General features: G+C 74.0%; 23 protein-coding genes and 1 pseudogene. 11 read left to right on the top strand and 13 right to left on the bottom strand.

What is annotated here, in order from left to right; all coding sequences use genetic code 11:
* Positions 1-179: 179 nt before the first annotated feature.
* From ACFVU9_RS06085 to ACFVU9_RS06075, 3 genes are all read left to right on the top strand, one after another.
* A complete protein-coding gene (locus ACFVU9_RS06085; RefSeq protein WP_387590617.1) occupies positions 180-1,700 on the top strand; it encodes a N,N-dimethylformamidase beta subunit family domain-containing protein in 1,521 nt (506 codons plus the stop codon).
* A gap of 181 nt (positions 1,701-1,881) precedes the next feature.
* Entirely contained in the window at positions 1,882-2,619 is a 738-nt protein-coding gene (locus tag ACFVU9_RS06080; protein WP_387590429.1) for a polyprenol monophosphomannose synthase, read from the top strand.
* Between the two features lie 91 nt (positions 2,620-2,710).
* The gene (locus ACFVU9_RS06075) at positions 2,711-3,946 is read left to right on the top strand and encodes an aromatic acid exporter family protein (RefSeq protein WP_380439772.1); all 1,236 of its coding nucleotides are present in this window, start codon (positions 2,711-2,713) and stop codon (positions 3,944-3,946) included.
* 3 nt (positions 3,947-3,949) lie between these two features.
* Here ACFVU9_RS06075 and ACFVU9_RS06070 read toward each other — a convergent pair whose 3' ends face one another.
* From ACFVU9_RS06070 to ACFVU9_RS06055, 4 genes are all read right to left on the bottom strand, one after another.
* On the bottom strand, positions 3,950-4,399 hold the full coding sequence (locus ACFVU9_RS06070) for an SRPBCC domain-containing protein (protein ID WP_387590425.1): 450 nt from the start codon (positions 4,397-4,399) through the stop codon (positions 3,950-3,952).
* A gap of 6 nt (positions 4,400-4,405) precedes the next feature.
* On the bottom strand, positions 4,406-4,879 hold the full coding sequence (locus ACFVU9_RS06065) for a VOC family protein (RefSeq protein WP_387590422.1): 474 nt from the start codon (positions 4,877-4,879) through the stop codon (positions 4,406-4,408).
* A 171-nt stretch (positions 4,880-5,050) separates the two neighbouring features.
* Positions 5,051-7,033: a phosphocholine-specific phospholipase C gene (locus tag ACFVU9_RS06060; protein ID WP_387590419.1), complete on the bottom strand. Its 1,983-nt coding sequence runs from the start codon at positions 7,031-7,033 to the stop codon at positions 5,051-5,053.
* Positions 7,034-7,047: 14 nt separating this feature from the next.
* Positions 7,048-8,481 carry an endonuclease/exonuclease/phosphatase family protein gene (locus tag ACFVU9_RS06055; RefSeq protein ID WP_387590416.1) on the bottom strand — a complete coding sequence of 478 codons (1,434 nt, stop codon included), beginning with the start codon at positions 8,479-8,481 and terminating at the stop codon, positions 7,048-7,050.
* Between the two features lie 485 nt (positions 8,482-8,966).
* On the opposite strand from ACFVU9_RS06055, the gene ACFVU9_RS06050 reads away from it, so the two are divergent.
* A complete protein-coding gene (locus ACFVU9_RS06050) occupies positions 8,967-9,779 on the top strand; it encodes a DUF4328 domain-containing protein (RefSeq protein WP_387590413.1) in 813 nt (270 codons plus the stop codon).
* A gap of 61 nt (positions 9,780-9,840) precedes the next feature.
* Here the strand turns inward: ACFVU9_RS06050 and ACFVU9_RS06045 are convergent, their stop codons facing one another.
* The 5 genes from ACFVU9_RS06045 to ACFVU9_RS06025 form a co-directional block, all read right to left on the bottom strand.
* Positions 9,841-11,073 (bottom strand): hypothetical protein, encoded by a 1,233-nt coding sequence (locus tag ACFVU9_RS06045; protein WP_387590410.1) that lies wholly within the window; start codon positions 11,071-11,073, stop codon positions 9,841-9,843.
* The gene (locus ACFVU9_RS06040; protein WP_387590408.1) at positions 11,063-11,692 is read right to left on the bottom strand and encodes a SigE family RNA polymerase sigma factor; all 630 of its coding nucleotides are present in this window, start codon (positions 11,690-11,692) and stop codon (positions 11,063-11,065) included. The genes ACFVU9_RS06045 and ACFVU9_RS06040 overlap by 11 nt, the downstream gene beginning before the upstream one ends.
* Before the next feature lie 183 nt (positions 11,693-11,875).
* Positions 11,876-12,142: a metal-sensitive transcriptional regulator gene (locus ACFVU9_RS06035; RefSeq protein ID WP_329931520.1), complete on the bottom strand. Its 267-nt coding sequence runs from the start codon at positions 12,140-12,142 to the stop codon at positions 11,876-11,878.
* Between the two features lie 85 nt (positions 12,143-12,227).
* The gene (locus ACFVU9_RS06030; protein ID WP_380439788.1) at positions 12,228-12,575 is read right to left on the bottom strand and encodes a PRC-barrel domain-containing protein; all 348 of its coding nucleotides are present in this window, start codon (positions 12,573-12,575) and stop codon (positions 12,228-12,230) included.
* 201 nt (positions 12,576-12,776) lie between these two features.
* Complete coding sequence (locus ACFVU9_RS06025; protein ID WP_387590404.1) at positions 12,777-13,709, bottom strand: LysR family transcriptional regulator; 933 nt, start codon at positions 13,707-13,709, stop codon at positions 12,777-12,779.
* 272 nt (positions 13,710-13,981) lie between these two features.
* On the opposite strand from ACFVU9_RS06025, the pseudogene ACFVU9_RS06020 reads away from it, so the two are divergent.
* Both ACFVU9_RS06020 and ACFVU9_RS06015 read left to right on the top strand, forming a co-directional pair.
* Positions 13,982-15,157, top strand: a pseudogene (locus ACFVU9_RS06020) (MFS transporter); the annotation flags it as partial.
* A gap of 209 nt (positions 15,158-15,366) precedes the next feature.
* The gene (locus tag ACFVU9_RS06015; RefSeq protein WP_380439793.1) at positions 15,367-16,101 is read left to right on the top strand and encodes a DUF4097 domain-containing protein; all 735 of its coding nucleotides are present in this window, start codon (positions 15,367-15,369) and stop codon (positions 16,099-16,101) included.
* On the opposite strand, the gene ACFVU9_RS06010 is transcribed toward ACFVU9_RS06015, so the two are convergent.
* Positions 16,082-16,993, bottom strand: a complete 912-nt coding sequence (locus ACFVU9_RS06010) for an alpha/beta fold hydrolase (RefSeq protein ID WP_387590401.1) — start codon at positions 16,991-16,993, stop codon at positions 16,082-16,084. The genes ACFVU9_RS06015 and ACFVU9_RS06010 overlap by 20 nt on opposite strands.
* 92 nt (positions 16,994-17,085) lie before the next feature.
* Positions 17,086-18,279 (bottom strand): LuxR C-terminal-related transcriptional regulator, encoded by a 1,194-nt coding sequence (locus ACFVU9_RS06005; RefSeq protein WP_387590399.1) that lies wholly within the window; start codon positions 18,277-18,279, stop codon positions 17,086-17,088.
* Between the two features lie 160 nt (positions 18,280-18,439).
* On the opposite strand from ACFVU9_RS06005, the gene ACFVU9_RS06000 reads away from it, so the two are divergent.
* A complete protein-coding gene (locus ACFVU9_RS06000; RefSeq protein ID WP_380510661.1) occupies positions 18,440-19,144 on the top strand; it encodes a VC0807 family protein in 705 nt (234 codons plus the stop codon).
* Here the strand turns inward: ACFVU9_RS06000 and ACFVU9_RS05995 are convergent.
* Positions 19,134-19,910 carry an NUDIX hydrolase gene (locus ACFVU9_RS05995; RefSeq protein WP_387590396.1) on the bottom strand — a complete coding sequence of 259 codons (777 nt, stop codon included), beginning with the start codon at positions 19,908-19,910 and terminating at the stop codon, positions 19,134-19,136. The two genes, ACFVU9_RS06000 and ACFVU9_RS05995, sit on opposite strands and share 11 nt — an antisense overlap.
* 328 nt (positions 19,911-20,238) lie before the next feature.
* On the opposite strand from ACFVU9_RS05995, the gene ACFVU9_RS05990 reads away from it, so the two are divergent.
* Positions 20,239-20,664: a hypothetical protein gene (locus tag ACFVU9_RS05990; protein ID WP_387590393.1), complete on the top strand. Its 426-nt coding sequence runs from the start codon at positions 20,239-20,241 to the stop codon at positions 20,662-20,664.
* Between the two features lie 49 nt (positions 20,665-20,713).
* Here ACFVU9_RS05990 and ACFVU9_RS05985 read toward each other — a convergent pair whose 3' ends face one another.
* A complete protein-coding gene (locus tag ACFVU9_RS05985) occupies positions 20,714-21,358 on the bottom strand; it encodes a hypothetical protein (protein ID WP_380439805.1) in 645 nt (214 codons plus the stop codon).
* Between the two features lie 168 nt (positions 21,359-21,526).
* On the opposite strand from ACFVU9_RS05985, the gene ACFVU9_RS05980 reads away from it, so the two are divergent.
* The 3 genes from ACFVU9_RS05980 to ACFVU9_RS05970 all read left to right on the top strand — a co-directional run bounded on the left by ACFVU9_RS05980 (position 21,527) and on the right by ACFVU9_RS05970 (position 24,479).
* Positions 21,527-22,975, top strand: coding sequence for a DUF2079 domain-containing protein (locus ACFVU9_RS05980; protein ID WP_387590390.1), 1,449 nt, complete (start codon positions 21,527-21,529; stop codon positions 22,973-22,975).
* A gap of 133 nt (positions 22,976-23,108) precedes the next feature.
* A complete protein-coding gene (locus ACFVU9_RS05975) occupies positions 23,109-23,516 on the top strand; it encodes a GntR family transcriptional regulator (protein ID WP_380439913.1) in 408 nt (135 codons plus the stop codon).
* Between the two features lie 33 nt (positions 23,517-23,549).
* Positions 23,550-24,479, top strand: a complete 930-nt coding sequence (locus ACFVU9_RS05970) for an ABC transporter ATP-binding protein (protein WP_387590387.1) — start codon at positions 23,550-23,552, stop codon at positions 24,477-24,479.
* The last annotated feature ends 74 nt before the right edge of the window (positions 24,480-24,553 follow it).

The following is a 24,553-nucleotide window of genomic DNA, read 5'->3' as shown; positions in this document are numbered from 1 at the left end:
CGAACCCGTCGTACGCCCGGCGCGGCGGGTGGGAGACCATGACCGGAAAGAGTGAGGATGTGCGCGCGCCTTGACGCACGGGCGAGCGGGTAGAGAACACCGAGACGGGCAACCGGGAGGCCGACGTGGCGGACCAGCGGGCGGAACCGAGCCGACGAGGGGTCCTCGGTCTGGGCCTGATGGCCGCGGCCCTCACCTCCTGCGGCACCCACCACTCCGACGAACCCGCGAGCCCCGCGCCCTCCCCCGACCCCACCGGCGCGACCCCGCAGCGGGCCGGCCTCAAGGACGACCACCAGCCCGAGCAGTCACTGCCCGGCAACGCCGACTGGGAGATCACCAACCCCGGCCCGGCCGGCGCCATCGAGGGCTTCGCCGACCGCGTCAGCGTCCTGCCCGGCGAGCCCGTCGGCCTGCACGTCTCCACACCGGCCCCCGCGTTCACCGTCTCCGCCTACCGGATCGGCTGGTACGGCGGCGCCCGCGCCCGCCTGGTGTGGCGCCGCGAACACGTGCCGGGCGCCAAGCAGCCCGCGCCGCACGTGGACGGCACGACCCGCACCGTCCTCACCGGCTGGCAGCGCACCCTCGCCGTCGACACGGCCGGCTGGCCCGAGGGCGCGTACCTGCTGCGCCTGGACGCCGAGGACGGCTCCGGCCAGCGCTACGTCCCGCTCACCGTCCGCTCGGCCGTCACCGCCGGGAGGACGGTCGTGGTGAGCGCCCCGGCGACGTGGCAGGCCTACAACGAGTGGGGCGGGTACAGCCTCTACAACGGCCCGACCGGCGGCCTCGCCACCCGCTCGCTGAAGGTCGTCTTCGACCGCCCGTACGACTACGACCACGGCGCCGGACTGTTCCTGGTCTACGAGGCGCCGCTGGTCTCCTTCGCCGAGCAGCTCGGCATCCCGCTCGCGTACACGACCGGGATCGACGTCGCCCGCGAGCCCGCGCTGCTGCGCGGCGCCACCGCCGTCCTGTCGCTCGGTCACGACGAGTACTGGTCCCCCGAGCAGCGCGCCAACGTCGTCGCGGCCCGCGACGCCGGCACCAACGTGGCCTTCCTGGGGGCGAACTGCTGCTTCCGCCGGGTCCGGTTCGAGCCCACCGACCTCGGGCCGGACCGCACGGTGGTCTGCTACAAGGACGCCTGGGCGAGCGACCCCGGGTACCAGGCGGGAGCCCCGGCCACCACCGACTTCCGCACCGGCCCGGGCGCCGACCCGGAGAGCTCGATGCTCGGCGTCATCTACGACGGCTACCCCGTGGACGCGCCCTACGTCGTCGGCGCGCCCGACCACTGGGCGTTCGCGGGCACCGGCGTCGCCGCGGGCGCGTCCTTCCCGCACCTGGTCGGCGTCGAGTACGACAAGGTGGACACCGCCTTCCCCGTCCCGCGCCCGATCGAGGTCATCGCCCACTCCCCCGTCGTCTGCGAGGGCCGCCGCTCGCACGCCGACACCGCCTACCACACCGTCCCGAGCGGCGCCGGGGTGTTCGCCACCGGGACGATGCGCTGGGTGGAGACGCTCGACGCGCGCGGCCCCGGGGGCACCGGCGCCGACCACGGCATCGACGCCAAGGCCGGCGACCTGGTACGCAAGGTCACCGAGAACGTCCTGCGCGCCTTCGCCGCCGGCCCGGCCGGCCGCACCCACCCCGCGAGCGACAACCTCGCCGCCGTCTACGGCGGGAAGTAGCCCCGGCGGTCCATCGCAGTCGAACCGACCTCCGACGCCGCCGCACCCGCCCGCCGGCCGGGGCCCCGGGGCCGGGCCGTCCCCCGGCACGGCTACACTCGCACGGTCCGATCAGCAGATCACGGACGCCCGTGAGGCGGGGCACGGGGTCCGGCCGGAGAGCGCGGGTAGGGAACAGAGCATGGTCGAGGCCTCCCCCAAGGTCGTTGTCGTCGTCCCCACGTACAACGAGCGGGAGAACCTTCCGGTCCTGGCGGGCCTGCTGGCACAGCTGCCGGTGCCGAACCTGCACCTGCTGGTGGTCGACGACAACTCCCCGGACGGCACCGGCGAGCTGGCCGACAAGCTGGCGGCCGGCGCGGACGGCCGGATCGGCGTCCTGCACCGCACCGAGAAGGACGGCCTCGGCCGCGCCTACCTCGCGGGCATGGCCCGCGCCCTCGACGAGGGCGCCGACGTCGTCGTGCAGATGGACGCCGACCTGTCGCACCCGGCCACGGCGATACCCGAGATGGTCCGGACCCTCCTCACCGGCGACACCGCCGTGGTGCTCGGCTCCCGCTACGTGCCCGGCGGCTCGACCGCCTCGGAGTGGCCGTGGCACCGCAAGGCCCTCTCCGCGTGGGCCAACTTCTACGTCAACACCATCCTCGGCCTCGGCGTCCGCGACGCCACCGCCGGCTTCAAGGCCTGGCGGGCGGACACGCTGCGGGCCATCGACCTGCCGACCGTCCAGAGCAACGGCTACTCGTTCCAGGTCGAGATGAACTACCGCGTCGTCAAGCGCGGCATGACGATCCGCGAGGTCCCGATCCGCTTCGAGGAACGCGTCGAGGGCGCGTCCAAGATGAGCATCGGCGTCCAGGTCGAGTCCGCCCTCGCCCCCTGGAAGCTGCGCCTGGACCGCCGCAACCCCTGACGCGGCAGTTTCCCGATCCTGCAGCGGGCAACCGGGTGCCCTCCGGCGCGATCGGCGGTGTGAACACCGGCTGCGGGGAAAGAAGGGCCTCATGGCCATCCTCCCGGAGTCCCTCACGGCCGCCGTCCGCCGTGGCGCCCGAGAACCGTTCGTCGTCCAGACCGTCCGGGCGACCGTGGCGGCCACCCTGTCCTACGCGGTGGCGACGCGGCTGAGCAGCGAGCCGGCCCCGCTCACGGCGCCGCTCACCGCGCTCCTGGTGGTGCAGGTCACCGTCTACTCGACGCTCAAGACCAGCATCCGCCGGGTCAACTCGGTGGTCGTCGGCGTGCTCATCGCGATCGGGTTCAGCGCCGTGGTGGGGCTCTCCTGGTGGAGCCTCGGGCTGATCATCCTGGCCTCGCTGACGATCGGCCGCTTCGTGCGGGTCGAGGAGTTCGTCCAGGAGGTCGCGATCAGCGCGATGCTGATCCTCGGCGTCACCAAGCTCGCCTCCCAGGCCTGGGACCGGGTCCTGGAGACGCTGATCGGCGCCGCCGTCGGCCTCCTGTTCAACCTGCTGTTCGCCCCGCCCGTCTGGGTCGACACCGCCGGCGCCTCGATCGAGGACCTCGCCCGGCGCGCCCGGCAGCTGCTCCTGGACATCGCCGAGGAGCTGGGCCGCCCCACCCCGGTCGCCGTCGCCGCCGAACGCCTCCACGAGGCCCGCCGCCTGGACCAGGCGATCGCCGAGGTCGACGCGGCCCTGCGCCAGGCCGAGGACAGCCTCCGCTTCAACCCCCGGATCAGCGAGGGACTCCTCTCCCGCCTGGTGCTGCGCACCGGTCTGGACACGCTGGAGATCTGCGTGGTGGTCATCCGCGTCCTGGCCCGCTCCCTGACCGACCTGGCCAAGCGCCGCGAGCCCGGCGAGCGCCTGTTCGAACCGGACGTCGCCGTGGCCCTGGAGGAACTGCTGGCCCACATCGGCGGTGCGATGGTCAGCTTCGCCGTCCTCGTCACGACCCAGGTGAGCCGCAACGCCGAGGAGGCCGAGCAACGCCTGGCCGCCGAACTCGCGGCCGCCTGGACCTGCCGGGAGAACGTCGCCCAGCTCCTCCTGCGCCAGGTCCGGGAGCACCCCGAGGCCTGGCAGCTGCACGGCGCGCTCCTGGCCGAGGTGGACCGCATCCTCGACGAGATGGACCTGGAGCACCGCGGCCGCCGCCTGATGGAGGAACTGGACCGCGCCTCCGTGGCCAACCGGGCCCGCTTCTCCCGCTTCGCCGGCCTGCGCAGGTGGCTCCGCGGCGAGCGCCCCCGCCCGGCCACGAGCACCGGGCGATAGTCGCTAAGGCATGAGCCACGGTTGCTGCGGCAGCGGGTGGCCGGTTTCGAGGTAGGTCTTCAGGTTGGCGAGGACGGCCGACCAGCCGGCGGCGGCCTGCTCCGCCCCGGTCTCGTCGGCGAGGTTCTCGTGGGTCACGGTGAGGCGGGTGAGGTCCTGCCAGCCCTCGATCCCGAAGGTGACCCGGGACGGGCCGGCCGGGTCCGGGGTGCCCGGGGAGTACCAGGTGGTGACGAGGTGGTGGGGGCGGGTGGAGGCTTCCACGGTGCCGGTGACGTCGGCGGTGCCGGAGTCGTCCGTGCGCCGGTGTTCCCAGGGGGCGCCGGGGAGCCAGGTGGAGACGTTGCGGTGGCCCCAGTAGACGGCGGACTCGTCGGCGCTGGTGAGGGCGTGCCAGACCCGCTCGGGGGTGGCGTGCAGGTAGACGGTGGTGCGGACGGCGGCGGGGGTCATGGCGCCTCAGCCCTCGGCCGCGGCGAGCAGCGACCGGATGTCGATCTTCCCCATGGACATCATCGCCGCCATCACCCGGCCGGCCTTGGCGCGGTCGGGGTCGGCGATCAGGTCCAGCAGGACGCGCGGGGTGATCTGCCAGGAGAAGCCGTAGCGGTCCTTGAGCCAGCCGCAGGGGCCCGCCTGGCCTCCGTCGGCGGTGAGCTTGGCCCAGAGCTCGTCGACCTCCTGCTGGTCGTCGCACTCCACCTGGAGCGAGACGGCCTCGGTGAAGGAGAACTGGGGCCCGCCGTTGAGGGCCGCGTACGGCCGGCCGTCGAGTTCGAACTCGACGGTCATGACCGAACCGGCGGGCGCCGGGCCGCCGTCGAGGTAGTGGGTGACGTTGGTGATGCGGGAGTCGCGGAAGAGCGATGTGTAGAAGGCGGCGGCCTCTTCGGCCTGCTGGTCGAACCAGAGGAAGGTGGTGATCTTCTGCATGGACCCGACGCTAGCGGCGGGGGCCGACGGTCCGGCCGAGCCACGGCCGGGGGTCACCGGTTCGGCGCCCCCGGCCGTGGCTCGGGTCGGGTCGGGTCAGGTCAGGTCAGGTCGGGTCAGGTCGGGTCAGGTCAGGTCGGGTCAGGTCAGGTCGGGTCAGGTCGGGTCGGGTCAGTGCACCCAGCCCGCGAAGCGGCGGACGAAGCGCTGGCCGGTGTGGGCGGTGACGACGACGTCGTAGCGGCCCTGCTTGTCCAGCGGCCAGGCGATGTTGGCCTGCTTGCCGGGCTTGACCCACACCGTCTGCGCGGTGCCCGCGAAGTCGTTGGGCGCGGCCGTGAAGGCGACGTCGGTCAGCCCGTCGTTGGCCACCTGGAGCGTGAGCTTGACGTCGCCGCGCAGGTCGGCGGTGACGATCGGCACGCCGATGTCGTTCTGGCCGCCCTGCCCGTCGCGGACGACGGTGCCGGCGAAGCGGCGGACGAAGCCGTCCGGGCCGTGCACCGTGAAGTCGTAGCGGCCGTTGGTCGCCGCGGCGTCCCACACGTAGGTGGCGGTGGCGCCGGGGGCGACGGTGAACGGCGTGCCGGCGAACGGGAGGACGATGTTCGGGTAGACGGTGTACGGGAAGGCCACCGAACCGTCGTTGCTCATCGTGCAGGTGACCTTGCCGCTCCTGCGGTCCACCTCCGCGTCGGCCCACGGCTGGTAGGGCAGCGGGCGGTGCGGGCGGTCGCCGCGCTCCGGGACGGGCATCGACTGGGCGCCGACGGCCGGCAGGGCGACGCCGGGCAGCTTGGCGCCCGCGTCGGCCCTGGCCATCAGGGCGTTGGTGTCGGGCAGCTTCGGGATCGAGAAGTCCGGTGCGGCGAAGTCGAAGCAGCTCGTGAGGTCGCCGCAGACGGCCCGGCGCCAGGCCGAGATGTTCGGCTCGGCGACCCCGGTGACGACCTCCATGAAGCGCAGCACCGAAGTGTGGTCGAATACCTGGGAGTTGACCCAGCCGCCGCGCGACCACGGGGAGGCGACCCACAGCGGCACGCGGTTGCCGAGGCCGATCGCCCGGCCCTGGGTGAACTCCTCGGGCGTGCCGGCCTCGGGGGTGGGCGGGACCATGTGGTCGAAGTAGCCGTCGTTCTCGTCGTACATGACGAGGAAGACGGTGTGCTGCCACACCTCCGGGTTGGACATCAGCGACTGGAGCGCCATGTCGACCCAGTGCGCGCCGTAGGCCGGGCCGGCCGCCGGGTGCTCGGAGAAGAGGTAGGGCGCGACGAGCCAGGAGATCGTCGGGAGGGTGCCGTCCTTGCAGTGGCGGTCGAAGTCCGTCGGGTCGAACTTCGTCATCGCGTTCACGTACCGCGGGTCGTCCGCGGGGAAGTCGTGGAACTGCTTGAAGTAGGAGAGCGCGTTGTCGTCGTAGTCGCCGGTGCGGTCGTCCTTGCTGGGGTTGTGGTAGACGCGCCAGCTGACGCCCGCCTTCTCCAGGCGCTCGGCGTAGGTGGTCCAGTCGGCGACGGGGTTGTCGGTGACCGGCGTGTTGTCGATCCAGGGGCCGGTGGTGCCGTCGCGGCCGGGGCCGGCGGTGCCGGTCCACAGGTAGAGGCGGTTGGGGTCGGTCGGCCCGGCGAGGGAGGTGAAGTAGGCGTCGCAGAGGGTGAACGCGTCGGCGAGGGCGTACTGGTAGGGGATGTCGTCCCGGGTGAAGTAGCCCATGGTGCGCTCGCCCTTGGCGGCGATCCACTTGTTCATCGCGCCGTTGTTGATCGCCTGGTGGCCGGTGGCCCAGTCGTGGGCGAGGCCGCCGGCGTTCTGCGCGTTGTACTTGGAGGTGTCCATCCGGTACGGCAGCATCGCCCCGCCGTCGCTGCGGCGGGCGTCGGGCTGGCGGAACACGTCGGTGCCGTCCGGGAACTGGAGCGCCTGCTTGTCGCCGTAGCCGCGGACGCCGTTGAGCGTTCCGAAGTAGTGGTCGAAGCTGCGGTTCTCCTGCATGAGGACGACGACGTGCCGGACGTCCTTGACGGTGCCGGTGGGCGCGTCGGCCCCGGCCGCGGGGGCGGCGTCGGCGGGGGTCGTCGCGAGGCCGGTGAGCGCGACGGCGCCGGCCGCCGCGGTGGCGCCGACGAAGGTGCGACGGGAAAGTTCGGACATGGCGGACCGGCCTCTCAGAGCTGGAAGGTGGCGACGGCGGCGGCGGTGTCGGAGGGCCACTCGTTGGCCGCGGTGTTCGGCTCGGGCTGCGGCCAGTCCGCCACGAGGGTGTGCGCCTCGACGAGCTTGAGCGCGCCCGCGTACTGCACGTAGTCGATGCGGTCCTGCGGCTCGGGCTTGGCACTGCGTTGCTTGCGGGTGGGCGACCAAGTGGCGGCCGGGACCTTGACCGGGTCCGGGCTCTCCTCGCGCAGGGTGTCGGTCAGCCCGGCGGCCTGGAACTCCTTGCCGACGGGCCAGTTGACGGCTCCGACGTTGCCGTGCGCGGCGGCGGTGGCGGCCGTCCAGTCCAGGTGGGAGGGCGAGGAGAGCGCGCCGGCGAGCACCACCGGAGTGTGCTTGGCGACGTCGGCCCGGACGGCCACGGCCAGCGCCTTGGCCTGCTTGAGCCGGACGGAGGCGTTCTCGGCGGCCTCGGCCTGCGCGGCGGTGCGGCCGTCCTGGACGCCGTACGGGCCGTAGTCGCTCTCGTCGAGGTGCGCGGCCCAGAAGCGGACGGTCCGTCCGCCGGGCAGCCGCACGGTCGCCGCGGCGGCGGGCAGGTCGGCGGTCACCGGGGTGACGTCGGCCAGCGGGTGGCGGCTGAGGATGCCGACGCTGCCGGAGCTCTGGTAGGCGTACCAGCCGAGCGCGGTGGCGAGGGTCTGCGCCTGGGCACCGGCCGTCTCCTGGAGCGCCACGACGTCGAGGCCCTGGGCGAGCACCACGCGCACCTGCTTCTCCAGCGCGTCGGTGTAGCCGCTGCCGGCGTCGTGCAGGTTCCAGCTCGCGGTCTTCAGGCGCAGCGGCCCGGCCGGGTCGGCGACCGGGACCAGCACGGTGATCGTGTCGGTCGCGCCCGCGCTGTCCTTGACGCCGACGACGACGATCTCCGGGTTCTGGCCGGCCTTGGGGGCGGTGCCGGTGAGGGTGCCGTCCGCACTGACCGAGGCCCAGGCCGCGCCGCCGGCCTTGCGGAAGGTCGCGGTGCCCGCCGGGTTGCCGGCCGGGCGCGACCACAGGCCGCCGAGCTTGACGGACACCGCGGCGCCGGGGGCGACGGGGGCGGTGGTCAGCGAGTCCACGGCGGCGTGCGGGCGCACGACGGCGGGCCTGGGGCGGAAGCTGAACGGCTCGGTCTGGGCGAGGACGCCGTAGCCGTCCTTGGCCAGCAGGTAGGCGGTGTATGGGCCGCCGGTGAGCGCCGAGGTGTCGAGCTGGAGGTCGCCGGAGCCGCCCGGGGTGTACTTCCACAGCAGGGAGGATCCGGTGCCGGGCTTGCGGCTGCCGTCGTAGATGCCGACCCAGTTCTTGGCGTCGGGGGCGTCGGTGGTCCAGTGGAAGGTGAGCCGGTCGCCTTCGGTCGGGTTGACGGGTGCGGTGAGGGTCAGGGCGCTGCCTGCGGCCACGGTTGTCCTGTCCGCCGCCGGGGAAGCCGGGCCCGCCCGGAGTCGCCGGGGATCGTCGGGATCACCGGGATCGGCGGGGCCGGTTCCGCGCGCGGCTGGTCACGGAGGCTGAGGGGGGAGCCACAGTTGGCTGTACAACTGTGGGCGCCCTCATTCACCCGAAGGCCAGCGACCGGAACGTGAACGACGCGTGACGCACCATCGGGAGGTTCGGGAACTCCGGGACTTGCGGGTGTTCGAGCGACCTTCGGAGGATCTGCCCGGATTTCCCCGATACAGCCCCTGACCTGCGGCGATCCCGGCGGTATTCCACTGGCGGAGGCCCCGGCCGCCCCACTAGGCTCGGCGCGCCCGCCCCGCTCGGGGCGACGGCCCGACCGACCGGAGCGCGACGTACGCGCCCGGCGGCCCCCAGGAGTGGACCGATTCTGATGATGTGTGCGGTGTGCGGGGCTCGCCCTGCGGCGATCCCGAACCGGCGCTGCTTGAGCTGTGCCGAGGCCGACCCGACGTGGCCGAGGGCGTACCGCTCGCCCGTCGTACCGGCGATCCTCGCCTACGTGGCACTGGCCTTCAACATCCTGCTGGCCGTCCTCGCCGTCGGCGCCGACGTCACCGCCCTGGTCTTCTACTCCCTTGCGCAGGACCCGGGTTCGGACGTCTCGCTCGGCGACTTCGACACGCTGGAGAGCCTGGCCAAGGGGCTGGACGGGGTCGCCTTCCTGCTCCTCGCCCTGGGCGCGACCGCGTTCATCATCTGGTTCTACCGCGTGCGGCGGAACGCCGGCCTCTTCCTGCCGCTCGGCCACCGGCGCGGCACGGGTTGGACGATCGGCGCCTGGATCACGCCGATCGTCCAGTTCTGGTTCCCGCAGCAGCTCATGGCCGACAGCTGGGACGCGAGTGCGCCGGTGGACCGGGACGGCCGGCGCCGGCCGGTCGGGCACGGGCTGGTCTCGGCCTGGTGGACGGCGTGGCTCGTCTCGCTGCTCCTCTCCCGCATCGCCGACGATCTGGCCGGCCACTCCTTCGGCACGGTCGACCCGCAGGCCCTGCTCGTGGTCGACTCCGCCGCCGGGACGGTCCGCGCCGCGGCGGCCGTGCTGGCGATCCTCGTGGTGCGGCGGCTGACGGCGATGCAGGAGGAGCGGCGGGCGATGGTGAGTCCGTACGCGGCCGCGGCGGACGCCTCGGAGTTCGCGTTCGGGATCGGGCCGGTCGAGGAGGTCGTGCCCCCCGCGGACGACGCGAGGCCGACGGACGACGCGAGGCCGACGGACCCCGTCGGCGGGCACTGAGCCCGGAGACGGCGGCGGCCCGGCAGGGGATCGACTCCCCTGCCGGGCCGTCGTTGTGGCGTCAGGGCCGCAGGGTGGGGGCGGTCACGATCGCCTTCAGGTGGTCCAGGTCGAGCGCGGGGTCGCCGGGCCGGTAGGTGTAGGCGTTCTCGCCGTTCCACTCCGAGATCCGCACCTGGCCGCCGTCCGGCGTGTGCACCGCGGCCGTCCAGTGCAGGATCGGGTTCGTCGCGGTCTTGCCGTTGCCGAAGCGGTTCGTGACGACAAGCGTCCCGTCGGGCTGCTTCTCCCGGACCTCCAGCGGGGTCGGCAGGTTGTCGTCCATCGACCTGAGGTCGTCCTGGCCCCGCTTGGACGGTGCGTCCCCGCCGACCATCAGCATGCTCGTGCGGCCGTCGACGGTGACGGTCAGCACGCCGTGTTCCGGGTCCTGGCCCTCGACCTTCGCGCCGGCGGGCAGCAGCGGGACCACCTTCGCGAGCAGCTCCGCGTTCGACGGGGCGCTCGCGGACGGGGTCGGCGCCGGGGCGGCGCCCGGTGCCGGCGCGTCCTTGACCGGGCTGAGCGCGGCGAACACCCGGAGCCACTCCATCGAGCACACCAGGGCGGTCAGTTGGGCGTCGTTCAGCGGCGGGTCCGGGCGGTTCGCCGTGGCGGGCTGCCCGTTGTACTCGATGACCTGGATCCGGTTGCCGTCCGGGCGCGCCAGGGTGGCCCGCCACTCCCGTCCGCCCGGGGTGGTGGTCGTGCGCAGCTTGTCGATCGCGATCGCGGCTCCGTCGGGCCGGACGGTGCGCCGGCAGGAGTCCTGCGGCGTCTGGAACGGGTCCATGCAGACCGCTCCCGCTTCGGGCCGCAGGTTCGTCCGGTCCACGAAGGCCTCGATGATGCTCGCCCCCGCCCCGTCGTCGAACAGCAGGGTGACCGCGGTCTGGTGCCCGTGGAGCATCGTCGTCGGATCGCCGCCTCCGAGCGGCGTGACGGTGCCCTTCGGCAGCAGGCCGCCGACCAGCGAGACCAGTTCGTGCGCCGACATCGGCTGCTCCGGCGCCGGGTCGGCGGGCCCGACCGCGCCGCGGGACGCCCCCCGGTCGACCGCCGCGAAACCGCCCACCCCGGCCAGCACCAGCACCGCGAGGGCGCTCGCGGCGACCGCGCGCCGACGGCGGCGCCAACGGCGGCCGCGCTGCTCGGCGACGGCGGCCAGGGTGTGCTGCACCGGCTCGGGGGCCAGCTCGGCGGCACCGCGCAGGGCGCGGGCGAAACCGTCCTCGAACATGTCGTCAGTGGGCATGGCGCAGCACCGCCTTCTCGGAGGAGGGGTTGGGTCCGCCGGTTCCGTTCGCACTTCTCGCCGTACCGGTGCCGGCCGTGTCCGTGGATCCGCCGAGGACGGCGTCGATGTCGTCGCCCAGGACCCCGCGCAGGCGGGCGAGGGCCCGGCGGCAGCGCGCGCGGACGACGGTGCCGCTCAGCCGAAGCGCGGCGGCCGTCTCCTCGACGCTGCGGTCCTCCCAGAAACGCAGCACCAGCACGGCGCGGTCCGACGCCGGGAGTTCGGCGAGGGCGCGCAGCAGCGTCAGCCGCAGTGCCGGGTCCGGGTCCTGCACGCCGACCTCGGGGAACTCGTCGGTGACGCGCTCGGAGGCGCTGCGCTTGCGGCGGTACGACAGGAACGTGTTGACCAGGACGGTCTGCGCGTAGCCGCTGGGGTTGTCCAGCCGGGAGATCTTCCGCCACTTGACGAAGATCCGGCCGAGCGCCTCCTGCACGAGGTCCTCGGCGAGGTGGACGTCACCGCCGGTGAGGAGGAAGGCGGTCCGGTGGAGGTGCCGGGCGCGGGAGGCGACGAAGTCCGGGAAGTCCGGCCGGTGTGGCTCGGCCGGGGTGTCCGGATTCGATGATTGATCCATACCTTGGTAACGCGGTGGGAGTCGGGGCGTGTGACAACGTGATCGTCAGAAGATCGTACGGATGTGCGCGCACCCCGAAGTGCGCACACATCCGTACGTCCGAGCCAGGGGTCGGGCCGGGGCTCGGGCCAGGGGTCAGGTCACGGTTCAGGCCGGGGGACGGGCCGGGGTTCGGGCCGGGGCTCAGGCCAGGGCCAGGAACAGCTTCTCCAGCTCCGCCTCGGTCATCGGCGCACCGTCCTCGTCGGCCGCCGCCATGCACTGGCGCATACCGCTGGCGACGATCTTGAACCCGGCCCGGTCGAGGGCCCGGGACACCGCGGCGAGCTGGGTCACGACGTCCTTGCAGTCGCGGCCCGCCTCGATCATCGCGATCACACCGGCCAGCTGGCCCTGCGCGCGACGCAGCCGGTTCAGGACCGCGCCGACCGCCTCCTCGTCCACCTGCATGTCCGGGCCACCTTTCACGTCGGCTGTCGACTGGCCAGTGTACCCGGTGGGGTATCCGGGCCGGGGCCCCGGCCGGCCACCGCCCTCAGCGCCTCGCCAGGCGCCGCTCGCCGCCGGCACCGGTCGCGTACGGGAGTTCGTAGTGCGCGAAGACGGCGGGCTCGTCGACGGCGGGCAGGACGTCGTCCGTGCCGATCGCGGGCGCCTGCTTGACGACGCTCTTCGGGAACGCGACCTTGACGTAGCCCGGTCCGACCACGGCCCCGTCCAGCGGGACGAAGACCAGCCGGCGCCCGGACATCACGCCGACCGTCACGGTCGCGAAGAAGGGCTCGTCGGTGGACGTCTCCACGTACACGGACTCCAGCGAGCCGATCCGGCCGCCCTTCTCGTCCACGACCGCCTGGCCGCGCCACTCCCGGATGTCCGCCATGCCGATCACCATGACCCGTCCGCCTTCCCGTCGACGACCTGGGACTCCCATCCTCCGCCGGAAGCCCCGGCTACGCCCGACGAGCGATTCGCTCACCCGAGCGGGTGACAGCACGGGCATGGAGTCGGCGGCGGGAGCAACACGGGGAGCACGGGCGACCGGTCCCGCGCTCACGACCGCCGGTCCTGAGCGCGGGACCACCTACCGCCGGGCCCAGTCCGGGGCCCAGGTGGGGCCCTCGGGGCGGGCGTCCGGGATGGCGGCGAGGTGGGTGCGGAGCGCCCGCAGGGCGGGGTGCGGGTTGTCGCGGTGCCAGATCAGCGAGTGCGGGTAGACCGGGACCGGGTCGTGCACCGGGACGCGGCGCAGGTCGTGGCCGGCGGGCCAGACCAGGCGGGTGCGGGCGCCGGCCAGGGTGGCCAGGCCCGGGGTGTCGGCGATGACATCGAGCAGCGCGTCGGAGCCGAAGTTGGGGCCGGTGCCCTCGATCGTGAGCCCGAACGCGGCGCAGAGGTCGTCGTAGTAGGCGCCCCACTCGGTGCCGGGTGCGCTGCCGGGGATCCAGATGCGGTGGCCGGCGAGCCCGGTGAGCGTCACCGAGCGGGCGTTCGCGAGGGCGTGGCCCGGGCCGGTGAGCAGGTCGTGGGGCTCGTCGAGGACGTGCGCCGTCGCGATCTCCTCGGGCAGCTCCCGGCCGGGAGCGAGGACGGCGCGGAAGGAGGCGTCGATCGTCCCGGCCAGGAGCGCGGCGACGGCGTCGTCGGCGGTGTGCAGGTGCACCACGTCGAGCTCGACGTCCGGGTGGGCGCGGTGGAAGTCCCGCAGCAGTCCCGACGGGGCGATCCGGGAGGCGATCACGTCGACGCGCAGCGCGCGGCTGCCCGGCCGCACCGAGGCGGCGGCCCGCTCCGCGACGCGCAGGAGCTCGCGGGCGTGGGGCAGGAACGCCTGTCCGTCGATGGTGAGTTCGGCGCCGCGTGGGGTCCGGTGGAACAGCCGCACCCCGAGGTCCTGCTCCAGCGCGGCGACGCGCTTCGAGACGGCCTGCTGGGTGACGGCCAGCTCGGCGGCGGCGTCCTGGAAGCTGCCCGCCGTGGCTGCGGCCACGAAGGTCCGTACGGCGTTGAGGTCCATGCCGCGAAGCCTAAGGGCACAACGGATGGTTGTGCGGTGCCGGGCCTGCGGTTGTTTGATCCGTGGTGGGGCGGGCCGGTTTGATGCTCCCGGTCGCCATTCGGTTGTACCGCCGGTGATTCCGGTCCGAGAGGGGTGCGCGGGGGATGTGGGGCAGGAAGTCCTTGGGCGGGCAGTCCTTGAGCGGGCGGTCCTTGAGCGGGAAGCCGCCGGGGAGGCAGTCGCCGGGGAGGGCGTTCGGCTGGCTCTGGGCCGCGTACGGCACGAGCGCGATGGGCACCCGGCTGGCGTTCGGGGCGTTCCCGTTCATCGCCGTCCACCTGCTGCACGCCGGGGCGTCGGCCGTCGCCGTGCTCGCGGCGGCGGGTGCGGCGGTCGGCGCGGTCGTGGCCGTGCCGCTCGGGCCGTGGGTGGAGTTCCGGCGCAAGCGGCCGGTCATGATCGGGATGGACCTGCTCCGCTGCGCGGCGCTCCTGAGCATCCCCGCCGCCCACGCGCTCGGGTGGCTCGGTTTCGGCCAGTTGCTGGCGGTGTCGGTGGCCGTCGCGGCGGCGGACATCACCTTCGGGGCGGCCTCCGGCGCGTACCTCAAGAGCATCGTCCCGCCGGAGGGGCTGCTGGCCGCCAACGCCCGCTTCGAGTCAACGATGTGGACGACGACCGTCCTCGGGCCGCCGCTCGGGGGCGCGGCGGTCGGGCTGCTCGGCCCGGTCGCGACCGTCGCGGCGGACGCGGTCAGCTACCTGCTCTCGGCCCTCGGCATCCGGGCCATCGGCGGCCGGGAGGCGCGGCCCCCGCGCGGCGGCTCCGCGCGCCTGCGGGCCGGGGACCTGCTCCAGGGCTGGCGGTTCGTGCTCGCCGATCCGGGGCTGCGGCCGCTGTTCCTCAACACCGTGCTGGTGAACGCCCTGATCATGGCCACCGAGCCGGTGCTCACCGTCCTGCTGCTCGGGCCGCTCGGGTTCGCGCCGTGGCAGTACGGCCTCACCTTCGCCGTCCCGTGCCTCGGCGGGCTGGTCGGCTCCCGGTTGTCCGGGCCGCTGGTCGCCCGGTTCGGGCGGCGCCGGGTCCTGCTCGTCTCCGGGACGCTGCGGGCGTGCTGGCTGCCGGGGCTGGTCCTCGTCGGTCTCGGCGGGCCCGGGATGCTGCTGGTGATGGCCGTGGAGTTCGGGATGATCCTCTGCATCGGGGTGTTCAACCCGGTGTACTCCACCCACCGGCTGGAGCGGGTCGCGCCGGACCGGGCCGCCCGCGTGCTCACCGCGTGGTCGGTGAGCGCCAAGGCCGCGACGGCCGTGCTCACCGCGCTGTGGGGCGTGCTCGCCGGGGTGACCGGTCCGCGGGCCGCGCTCGGCCTCGCCGGGCTGTGCCTGCTCGCGACCCCGTTGCTGCTCCCCCGGCGCGGGCGGGCGGCGGAGCCCGTACCGGCGGCGTCGGCGGTTTCGGGAGCGCCGGGGGCGCCGGGGACTTCGGGGACTTCGGGGGTCCGAAGGCTGCGCCGGCCGGTGGTGCCCGGTCGTGCTGTCGGGGGCCTGGGTACCGGTCCGATGGTGGTGCCTGCTCCAGGGGAATTGGGGGGCTGGCCCTATCGCCCCGGGCTTGGCGGCGCGACTACCGTCCCTCGTGTACGGAATTTCGGACGACAGGGAGGTTGGGCATGGGGTCGCAGCACCGGTACGTCGGGGCGGTCGTGGTCGCCGGGGCGGCCGCACTGGCCGTCGCGGCTCTCGGCGGCTGCTCGCCGACGAAGAGCAGCTTCCAGGACGACGCGACGGTCTCCGACCGGATCACCGCCGTCCGACTGGACACCGACGCGGGGAACGTCACCGTGGAGGGCAGGCCGGGGGCCACTCAGGTGTCGGTCCACCGGTCCGTCGAGTACGGGCACGGCAAGCCCGACGGCACCACGCGGGTGGAGAACGGCACGCTGGTGCTCGGCGGCTGCGGGGACGACTGCTCGGTCGGCTACACGGTCGAGGCCCCGGCCGGGCTGCCGATCAGCGGCCGGACGTCGGCCGGGGAGATCCGGCTCTCCCGGGTCGGCGAGGTCGCCGTGCACACGAGCGCCGGCGGCATCACGCTCGACGACGTCGGCGGGCCGGTCGACGTCCACACCTCCAGCGGCAGCATCGTGGGCACCACCCTGCGGGGCGAGCGGATCCAGGCCCGCACCAGCAACGGCGACATCCGGCTCACCCCGGCCACCGCGCAGGACATCACGGCCAGGACGTCCAACGGCGCCATCACGGTGACGGTCCCGGCCGCCGCCTACCACGTGAGCACGTCGACGAGCCACGGGAACATACGCGTCGGGGTCGGGGACGACCCCGGTGGCCGCTACCGGCTCGACCTCACCACGTCCAACGGCGACATCACCGCGGCGACGGGCTGAGGAGTCCCCCGGCGACGGGAGCCTCGGCGGCGCCGAGGAACTCCTCGACCAGGCCGACGAACCGCTCCGGCTCCTCCACCCACATCCGGTGGCCGGAGCGGGCCAGCACCTCCAGCCGGGCCCGGGGGTGGCAGGCGGCCACGGCGCGGGCCGGGTTGGTGCCGATCATGCCGTCGAACGCACCGGCCAGGACCAGGACGGGCGTCGCGGCGGCGGTGAAGCGGGCCAGCCGGTCGCGGAGCTCCTCCGGGGCGGCGGAGCCGGCGTAGAAGGCCTCGCGGTACCACGGCAGCGAACAGGCGTGCTCCGGGCGGTACTCGGCGGCGGTGTCCGCGGTCCAGGTGTGCCAGAAGAAGGGCAGGATGCGGCGCTGCAGCGCCGCCGGTCCGGCGGCGCCCGCACCGCCCTCGGCGAGCAGGCGGTCGGCCTCGGCGGCGTCCGCGTACCAGGGCTCGCCGGAGCGCGAGGCCCGCAGGGCCGCCAGTTCGGCCTCGTCGGCCTCGCGCGCCGCCCGGCCGACGGGTGCGGCGAGCACGGCCCGGCGGACACGGTCGGGGTGGGCGGCCAGGTACTCCTGCGCGGTGAGGCAGCCCGCCGAGTGGGCGAGCAGGTCGATCCGTTCCAGGCCGAGGTACCGGCGCAAGGCCTCGACGTCACGCGCCTGGTGGACGAAGGACACGGTGTCCCGGTCCGCCGGTACGTCGGAGTGCCCGGTCGCGCGCGGGTGCACGAGCACCAGGGTGCGCCGCCGGCCGAGGCCTCCGAGGTCGCCGAGGTACCCCGGGGCCATTCCGGGCCCGCCGGGCAGGACGACCAACGGCTCGCCCCGGCCCGCACGTTGGCAGCTGATCCGGGACCCGTCGTAGGAGGTGTACGAGAGGAAGGTCGACATACGGCAAACGATCACACGCCGGGGCCGCGGCCGTCCCCGCGTTCCACACATTGGTCCAGACCAGCAGGCGGTCAAGGGCTGATGACGGACCTTCAGAGCCAGCCTCGTTCCTTGGCGCGGAGACCGGCCTCGAAGCGGCTGCGCGCGCCGAGGCGGGCCATCAGGGTGGCGGTGTTGCGGCGGACGGTGCGGACGGAGAGGGCCAGCCGGTTGGCCACCGCCTCGTCGGTCAGGCCCTGGCTGAGGAGGTCGAGCAGACCGCGCTCGTGACGGCTGAGTTCGTCGCTGCGCGGGCCCGGCACGGCCTCGCCCCCGGCGACACCGGCAGCGCCACCGGGGGCGATCAGCGGCTCGGCCGTCTCCCAGACGGCCTCGAACAGGGCCCGCAGCGCGGCGACCACACCGGGGGCGGTGATCAGGACGGCGTCCAGGCAGTCCGGGTCCAGCGTCGCCGGGACGATCGCCGCCGTCCGGTCGAAGACCAGCATCCGGCGCAGCGGCGTGACCGGGACGGTGCGGATCTCGGCGCCGTGCGCGGTCAGGACCCGGGCGTAGGCCAGGCTCGGCTCGTGCCGGCGCACGCTGTCCGGGTACACCGAGCGCATCCGGATGCCGCGCGCGAGACCGTCGAGGGTGAGCCCCAGTGCGTTGGTGGTCGCGACGGCGCCGCTGGTCCGGGTCTGGAACGAGATCGTCTCGAACCGGTTCCCGCGGGCGAGTTGTTCGATCCGGGCGACGACGGTGTCCTGGCCGATCAGCCGTTCGGTGTCGCGGTGGCGGATGCCCGGTTCGGCCATGGCGTACTCGGTGAGGAGCCGGGTGACGGTCGTCCGGGTGCGGTCGAACTCCGCCTGCTGGGCGAGGAGTCGGGCCTCCTGGCGGGCCAGCAGCGCGCGCAGGCCCTCGCTGGGGTCGGCGAGGCACAGCGGGCCGGGCTCCGCCGGGTCGGCGCGGCCGGTCGCGGAGCCCGCGGGCGGCGAGACGGCGGGCGGCGCGGTGAGTGGCTCGCTCGGTGGCTGGGCGGGCGACTCTGCGGACGATGCGGCCGGCGGATCGGCCCGCGGGTCGGCCGGCGGATCGGCCGACGGCCATGCGATCGGTTCCGGCCGTGTCCGGATGGACGGCCTGAGCAGCCCCGCCGCGACGAGCCGGCCCAGTGCGTCCCCGACCTGCCCGGCCGTCAGGCCCAGCCGCGCGGCGATCTCGGCGTGGTGCGTCACGCCCTCACCCAGCATCAGTCCGTACACGGCCCCGGCGTCCCGCCCGAGGCCCAAGCCCTCGTACACCCTCTGACCTCCCCCGATGTCCCCCGCTGGCGCGATCCTGCCACTGGCCGGATGCTGCCCGCCGGCGATCTTCCCACAGCACGCCACGGGCCGTCAGACTCTCGTCCGCCGCCAACCGCACCCTGGCGCGGCACGCCCGAAGGCCGTAGGAGGAAGTCCCATGTCCCAGCCCGCCTCAAGCCCCGCCCCCAGGCCCGGACGCGCCCTCCGGGTGCTGCTGGACTGGGGGCCGACGCTGCTGTTCAACATCCTCGCGCCGGTGCTGACGTTCAACGCGCTCAGCGGGCACGGCACGTCGGACGTCAACGCCCTGCTGATCTCCTCGGCCTGGCCGGTCGCCGACCTCGGCGTGTACTTCCTGCTGCACCGCAGGCTCGACGAGTTCGGGATCTTCACCCTGGTCACGCTCGTCCTCGGGGCGCTCAGCGCGCTCGCGTACAACACCACCGAGCTGATCTTCATCAAGGACTCCGCGCTGACCGGTCTGATCGGCCTCGGCTTCCTCGCCACGCTGTTCGCGCCGCGCCCGGCGATGTTCTACTTCGGCCGCAAGTTCGCCGCCGGCGGCACCGCCGAGGGCGTCGAGCGCTGGAACGGCCTGTGGGTGCACGAGGGCTTCCGGCGGGGCCAGCGGCTGCTGACGGTCATCTGGGGCGTCGCGTTCGTCGTGGAGTCGGCGCTGCGGATCGCGCTGACCTACGTGCTCTCGACCAAGGCCATGGTCACCGTGAGCAGCGTCATGCCGTGGGTGTTCCTCGGCGGCCTGATCTTCTTCACCATCACCTGGGGCCGCCGTCGCCAGGCCCGGATGCAGGAGACCCTGGGCCTGTCGGACGACCGGATGCCCGCCCCGCCTACCGCCTGAGTCGCCCGGCCGCCGTGGCGCGGTGGTGCTCGGCGTACCGGCGGAGCACCGGCTGGAGGTAGTCGACCTGCGGGCCGGCCAGTGCGGCGGCCTCCTCGGGCGTGGCGATGAGGGCCATCCCATCGAACTCCGGCTCGACGCCGCGCGAGCGCTCGTCGGCGAGCATCGCCTCGAAGTCCTCGCGCAGCGCGACGGCCGAGCGCGGCGGGGCCAGGTAGAGGACGCCGACGTTGCCGTTGGTGGTGTGGACGACGATCCACCGCCGCAGGGCCCCGGGGTCCGTGTCGCCGCCCGTCTCCTCCAGGAGTTCACGGGCGGCGTGGCGCTGGAGGGCCGGTTCGTCGAGGAGGTCGTCGCCGGTCGGCGGTTCGACGTTGCCACCGGGCAGGCCCCAGCGACCGGGGTGGGCGGTCGGCCCCGCCATCCGGCCGACCAGCACGCGGCCGTCGTCGGCCGGCTGGACGACGGCGACGAACAGGGCCGGCAGCCAGCCGGTCGCACCGGGCACCCGGCGCAGGACGAACTGCCGGTAGGTGGTGCGGGCCCAGCCGAGTTCGAGGTCCTGTGGACCGTCCGACCGCAGTCCCGCGCAGACGGCGACCGGGCCGTCGAAGAACGTCGGGTTGGCCCGCACCGCCTCGGCCCAGGCGCGGTCCATCGCCGTCCGCTCCTCCGGCGTGAGGTCGGGGGCGGCGGTCTCGACGAGGCGGATCCCGGTGGGCGCCAGGATCTCGACCTCGGCGGGGGCGGGCTGTCGTTCGGTCACGCGGCACATGCTGGCACAGGCCGTGCCACCAGGCCGAACCCGGCGTGGAGCGCATGCGGCCGATCACCGCGCCCGCCCGGCGATCGGCGCGCGAACCGGCACGGTGCCACGGGCCCGCACGGGCGCGGCGCAGACGCACAACGCCCGGCGCAGCGCAGATGCATCACGCCCGGCGCACGCGGCGCCCGCTCCGCGCGCACCCTCGCCGAGCGCCGGTCCCGCTTTCCCCCGACCCGATCCATACGGCACCCTGATGCCGCCCGCCTTGCCCGCCCGCGCAACGCTTTGCCACCGTGGTGAGGTGAGCGCGGCGGAACGGGGTGGACGCATGAACGGGCTCGGCGAGCGGACGGCCCCGGTCGTCGACCCCACGGACACCCCGCGGATCACGATCCTCGACGGGCGGTACCAGCTGGCCGTCCACGGCCTGGCACGGGCGGACGACACGTTCGCCGTCGCGTACTCGGTGACCCCGCCCATGCCCGGCGACCTGCACATCCCCTCCCCCGTCGCCTCCCGGCTGTCCCTCCGCCTGGAAGCCGACGACGACCTCGGCCACCGCTACACCGGCACGGGCGGCGCCCATGGCCTGAGCGCCGACGGGCTGCGCACGGAGGGGACGGTCTCCGGGCAGCCCGCCGTCGCAGCGGAGGCCGCGGAGCTCAGGGTGCGGCTGGTCTTCCGCCGCGGCCCGGAGGAGTACGCCTACCGGCTCGCGTTCCCGCTCCCACTCCCGCTCCCGCCGGAGGCCTGAGCGGCGGCCGAGACCCGGCCCGCATCACGCCGAAGGCCAACACCCTTTGTCAGAGGGCGACTTGGGTCTCGGCGCGCTCACGGATGTACTCGTCCGGGTGCGTTCTGGCGATCTCCACCGCGCGTTCCACGAGCGGGTGCAGCTCGGCCGGGTACGCGCGCGGGACGAGCGGCAGCCCGGGGAGGATGCTGCGGCGGACGTCCTGGTCCTCGTTGGCGACGAACTCCCGCAGCGCGGCCTCGTGCCACGCGTTGCGCACGCTCGCGCCGTCGTCCGGGTCGGTCCAGCGGTCGCCGGCCGACAGCGCCGTCCAGTACCAGGCCCGCGCCGCGCCCGCGCGCTCCTCGTCCGTGCCGGTCCGCAGCCGGGCGAGCAGCGCCATCCGGACCCGGCGCCGGCCGAAGCCCGTCAGGGCGGGCTCGACGAACCGCCGGTTGAAGCTCGGGTTCGGGTCGTAGACCGCGGCGTTCAGCAGCGCCTCGAAGTACTCCTCGGGGAGTTCGGCCCGTCCGGCGAGCGCCTTGTGGACCTCCCAGCGCCCCGCGTCCGTGAAGTCCGCCCCCGGCGCGACCTCGATGTCGAGCAGTCGGAGCAGGTCGGCCAGACGTTCCTCGAACGCGCGTGATCCGCGCCTCGCACTCCCCGGCCACGGCCGGAGACCCCGCACCTCGCCCGCCGTTTCGTTCGCTTCCACGAGCCCCTCCTCATTCTGAGTCACCGGCACACTACTCGCTGCACATCCGTTCGGAGGGTGTTTTCGCGCAGGCCGGGGGCCCGATCGGCGCCGCCGGACCGGGATTGACGAGCCCCCGCCCCTTCCACCACCCTTCCACTAATCGAATAGTGAAAGGGTACTTTCCCGATGCACGCGGTCCTCTCGCCAGCCCGCCCGATCCACCCCGACCCCCAGCCGTTCCCCGGCCTCCTCACGCGGCGGCTCGCCGTCCTGTGCCGCCCCGCCGCCCTCGCCTGGGGACTGGCCGCCGGCTTCGCCGCCCTCTACGCGTGCGTCGGCGTCAACCGGCACCGCCGCGGCCTCACCAAGGCCTACGACCTGGGCATCTTCGAACAGGCCATCCGCGCCTACGCACACGGCCGGGCGCCGGTCGTGCCGCTCAAGGGGCCCGGCTACCACCTGCTCGGCGACCACTTCCACCCGCTGATCGCCACCCTCGCCCCGCTCTACCGGGCCTTCCCGACCCCGGTCACGCTGATCGTCGCCCAGGCGCTGCTCATGACCCTGGCCGTCGTCCCGCTCACCCGCTGGGCGCACGAAGCGGCCGGACCGCGGGTGGCCCTCGCCATCGGCTGCGTCACCGGGGCCTCCTGGGGGATCGTCCGGGCGGCGGCCGACGACTTCCACGAGATCGCCTTCGCCGTCCCGCTGCTCGCCTTCGCCGTCACCGCGCTCGGCCGGCGCCGACCGTTGGCGGCCGCGCTGTGGTCGCTACCATTGCTGCTGGTCAAGGAGGACCTCGGCCTGACCGTCGCCGCGGTCGGCGCGCTCATCGCCTGGCAGGCCAGGCAGGACCGCCGCAGCCCGGCGCCCGGCCTGGCCCTCGCGGCGGCCGGCCTCGCCGCGACCGCCCTCACCGTGCTCGTCATCCTGCCGTCGTTCAACCCCACCGGCGGCTTCGACTACTGGCAGCAGGTGGACGGCGGCGGACACCCCTCGGCCGGAGCCATGGCCGCGCGGCTGGTCTGGCCCCCGGTCAAGTGGCTGCTGCTGTTCCTGCTCGCCGCCACCACCGGCTTCCTCGGCCTGCGCTCGCCGCTCGCCCTGCTCTGCGTGCCCACCCTGGCCTGGCGCCTGCTGTCGGCCAACCCCAACTACTGGGGCGTCAGTTACCACTACAGCGCGGTGCTGATGCCGATCGCGGTCGGCGCCCTCATCGACGTCATCCGGCGGGCCGACCGCCGCCGGATCCGGCGCGCGCTCGCCGTCAGCGCCCTGGTGACGGCCGTGACGCTGCCGCTCTACCCGCTGCACGAGGTCGTGATGCCCGAGGCCTGGCGGACCTCGCCGCGCCTCACCGAGACCCGGGCGATGCTCGGCCTGATACCCGACGACGCCACCGTCGCCTCGTCCAACCGGCTGGCGGCACAGCTCACCGACCGGGCGGTCGTCACCCTGGTCTGCCGGCCGCCGGACGGTCCGGGCCCGGAGTGGGTCGCCGTCGACCTGCACGACCCGACCGTCCAGTCGCCGTGCGCCATCGCCGCCACGCTCCACATGGTGACGGAGTACCGGGAGCGCGGGTACCGGCCACTGATCGACCAGAACGGCCTGCTCCTGCTGAAGCGACCCTGACCGGCCGGAGCCGCGCCGATCGAACCGAGCCGCCGTCCGGCCGGAGGCTCTCCCGGACCCCCGGGTCCGGCTTGACCCGCGCGCCGCAGTGGGCCACCATTCCACTATTGAACTAGTGAAAGGCCGCAACGGGGTGATCGAGTACCGCATCGAGCGGCGCAGCGGCGTCTCCACCTACCAGCAGATCGTGCAGCAGACCAAACAGGCCCTGCGGCTGGGCCTCCTGCAGCCCGGGGACAAGCTGCCGACCGCCCGCGAGGTGGTCGAGCTGACCGCGATCAACCCCAACACCGTGCTGAAGGCCTACCGCGAACTCGAACGCGAGGGCCTGGTCGAGCCCCGGCCGGGGCTCGGCACCTTCGTCCGGCGCTCGCTCGCCCGGCCGGAGGCGGCCGCCGACGGGCCACTGCGCGCCGACCTGGTCGGCTGGGTGGACCGGGCCCGGGAGGCCGGGCTGGAGCGCGAGGACATGGCCGCGCTGATGGCATCCGTTCTGGAGCAGCGCTTCGGCACCGGGGTCTCCCCGGCACCGCCGAACTGAGAACTACCTGTGGGGGACCGGGTGAACGACCCGATGAACATACCGCCGGCCGAAACGCCCCTCGAAGCGGCGGCAGCCGAACCGGCGGCATTGGAGGCCACCGGCCTCGGCAAGCAGTACAAGGGGGAATGGGCGCTTCGCGGCTGCGACTTCACCGTCCCGGCCGGCCGGATCTGCGGGGTGGTGGGCCCCAACGGCGCGGGCAAGAGCACCCTTCTCGGCCTCGCCGCCCGTCTGGTCGCCCCGACCGAAGGCGGGCTCCGGGTCTTCGGCGAACCCGGCGCGACGGCCGAACTGCGCGCCCGCGTCTCGTACGTGGCGCAGGACAAGCCCCTCTACCCGGGCTTCACGGTGGCCGAGACGCTACGGATGGGCCGCGAGCTCAATCCCGCCTGGGACGACGAGGTGGCCCACCGGATCGTCGAACAGGGCGAGTTGAGGATGCGGGCGCGGATCGGCTCGCTCTCCGGCGGCCAGCGCACCCGGGTCTCGCTGGCGCTCGCCCTCGGCAAGACGCCCGACCTGCTGCTGCTCGACGAGCCGATGGCCGACCTCGACCCGCTCGCCCGCCACCAGCTCATGGGCACGCTCATGGCCGAGGCCGCCGACCGCGGCACCACCATCGTGCTCTCCTCGCACATCCTCCCCGAACTCGACGGCGTCATCGACCACTTGCTGCTCGTCCAGCACGGCCGCATCCGGCTGGCCGGCGACCTCGACGACATCCTCGACGGGCACCGGCTGCTCACCGGCCCCGCCGAGGCGCCCGCCCCGCCCGCCGACGTCCTGGTCGAACGGCGCGTCGGCGGACGCCGGGCCACCGCGCTCGTGCGCACCGACGCGCCGCAGGACGGACCGTGGGAGGGCGAGCGGCCGAGCCTGGAGGACCTGCTGCTCGGCTACCTCCGCTCCCCCGCCGCCGGACAGCCGTCCGCCACCCTGAATGACGAGGCCGCCGCATGAGCGAACGAAGTGAGCGAATCATCAAGAGGTGCGCATGGGCGAATGCCCCTGCCGAGCGAAGCGAGGCGGGCGCA

The organism is Kitasatospora sp. NPDC057936, from assembly GCF_042887525.1.
GTDB lineage: Bacteria > Actinomycetota > Actinomycetes > Streptomycetales > Streptomycetaceae > Kitasatospora.
Note: the sequence above shows the minus strand (reverse complement) of the source record. Positions and strands in the feature narration are given on the sequence as shown.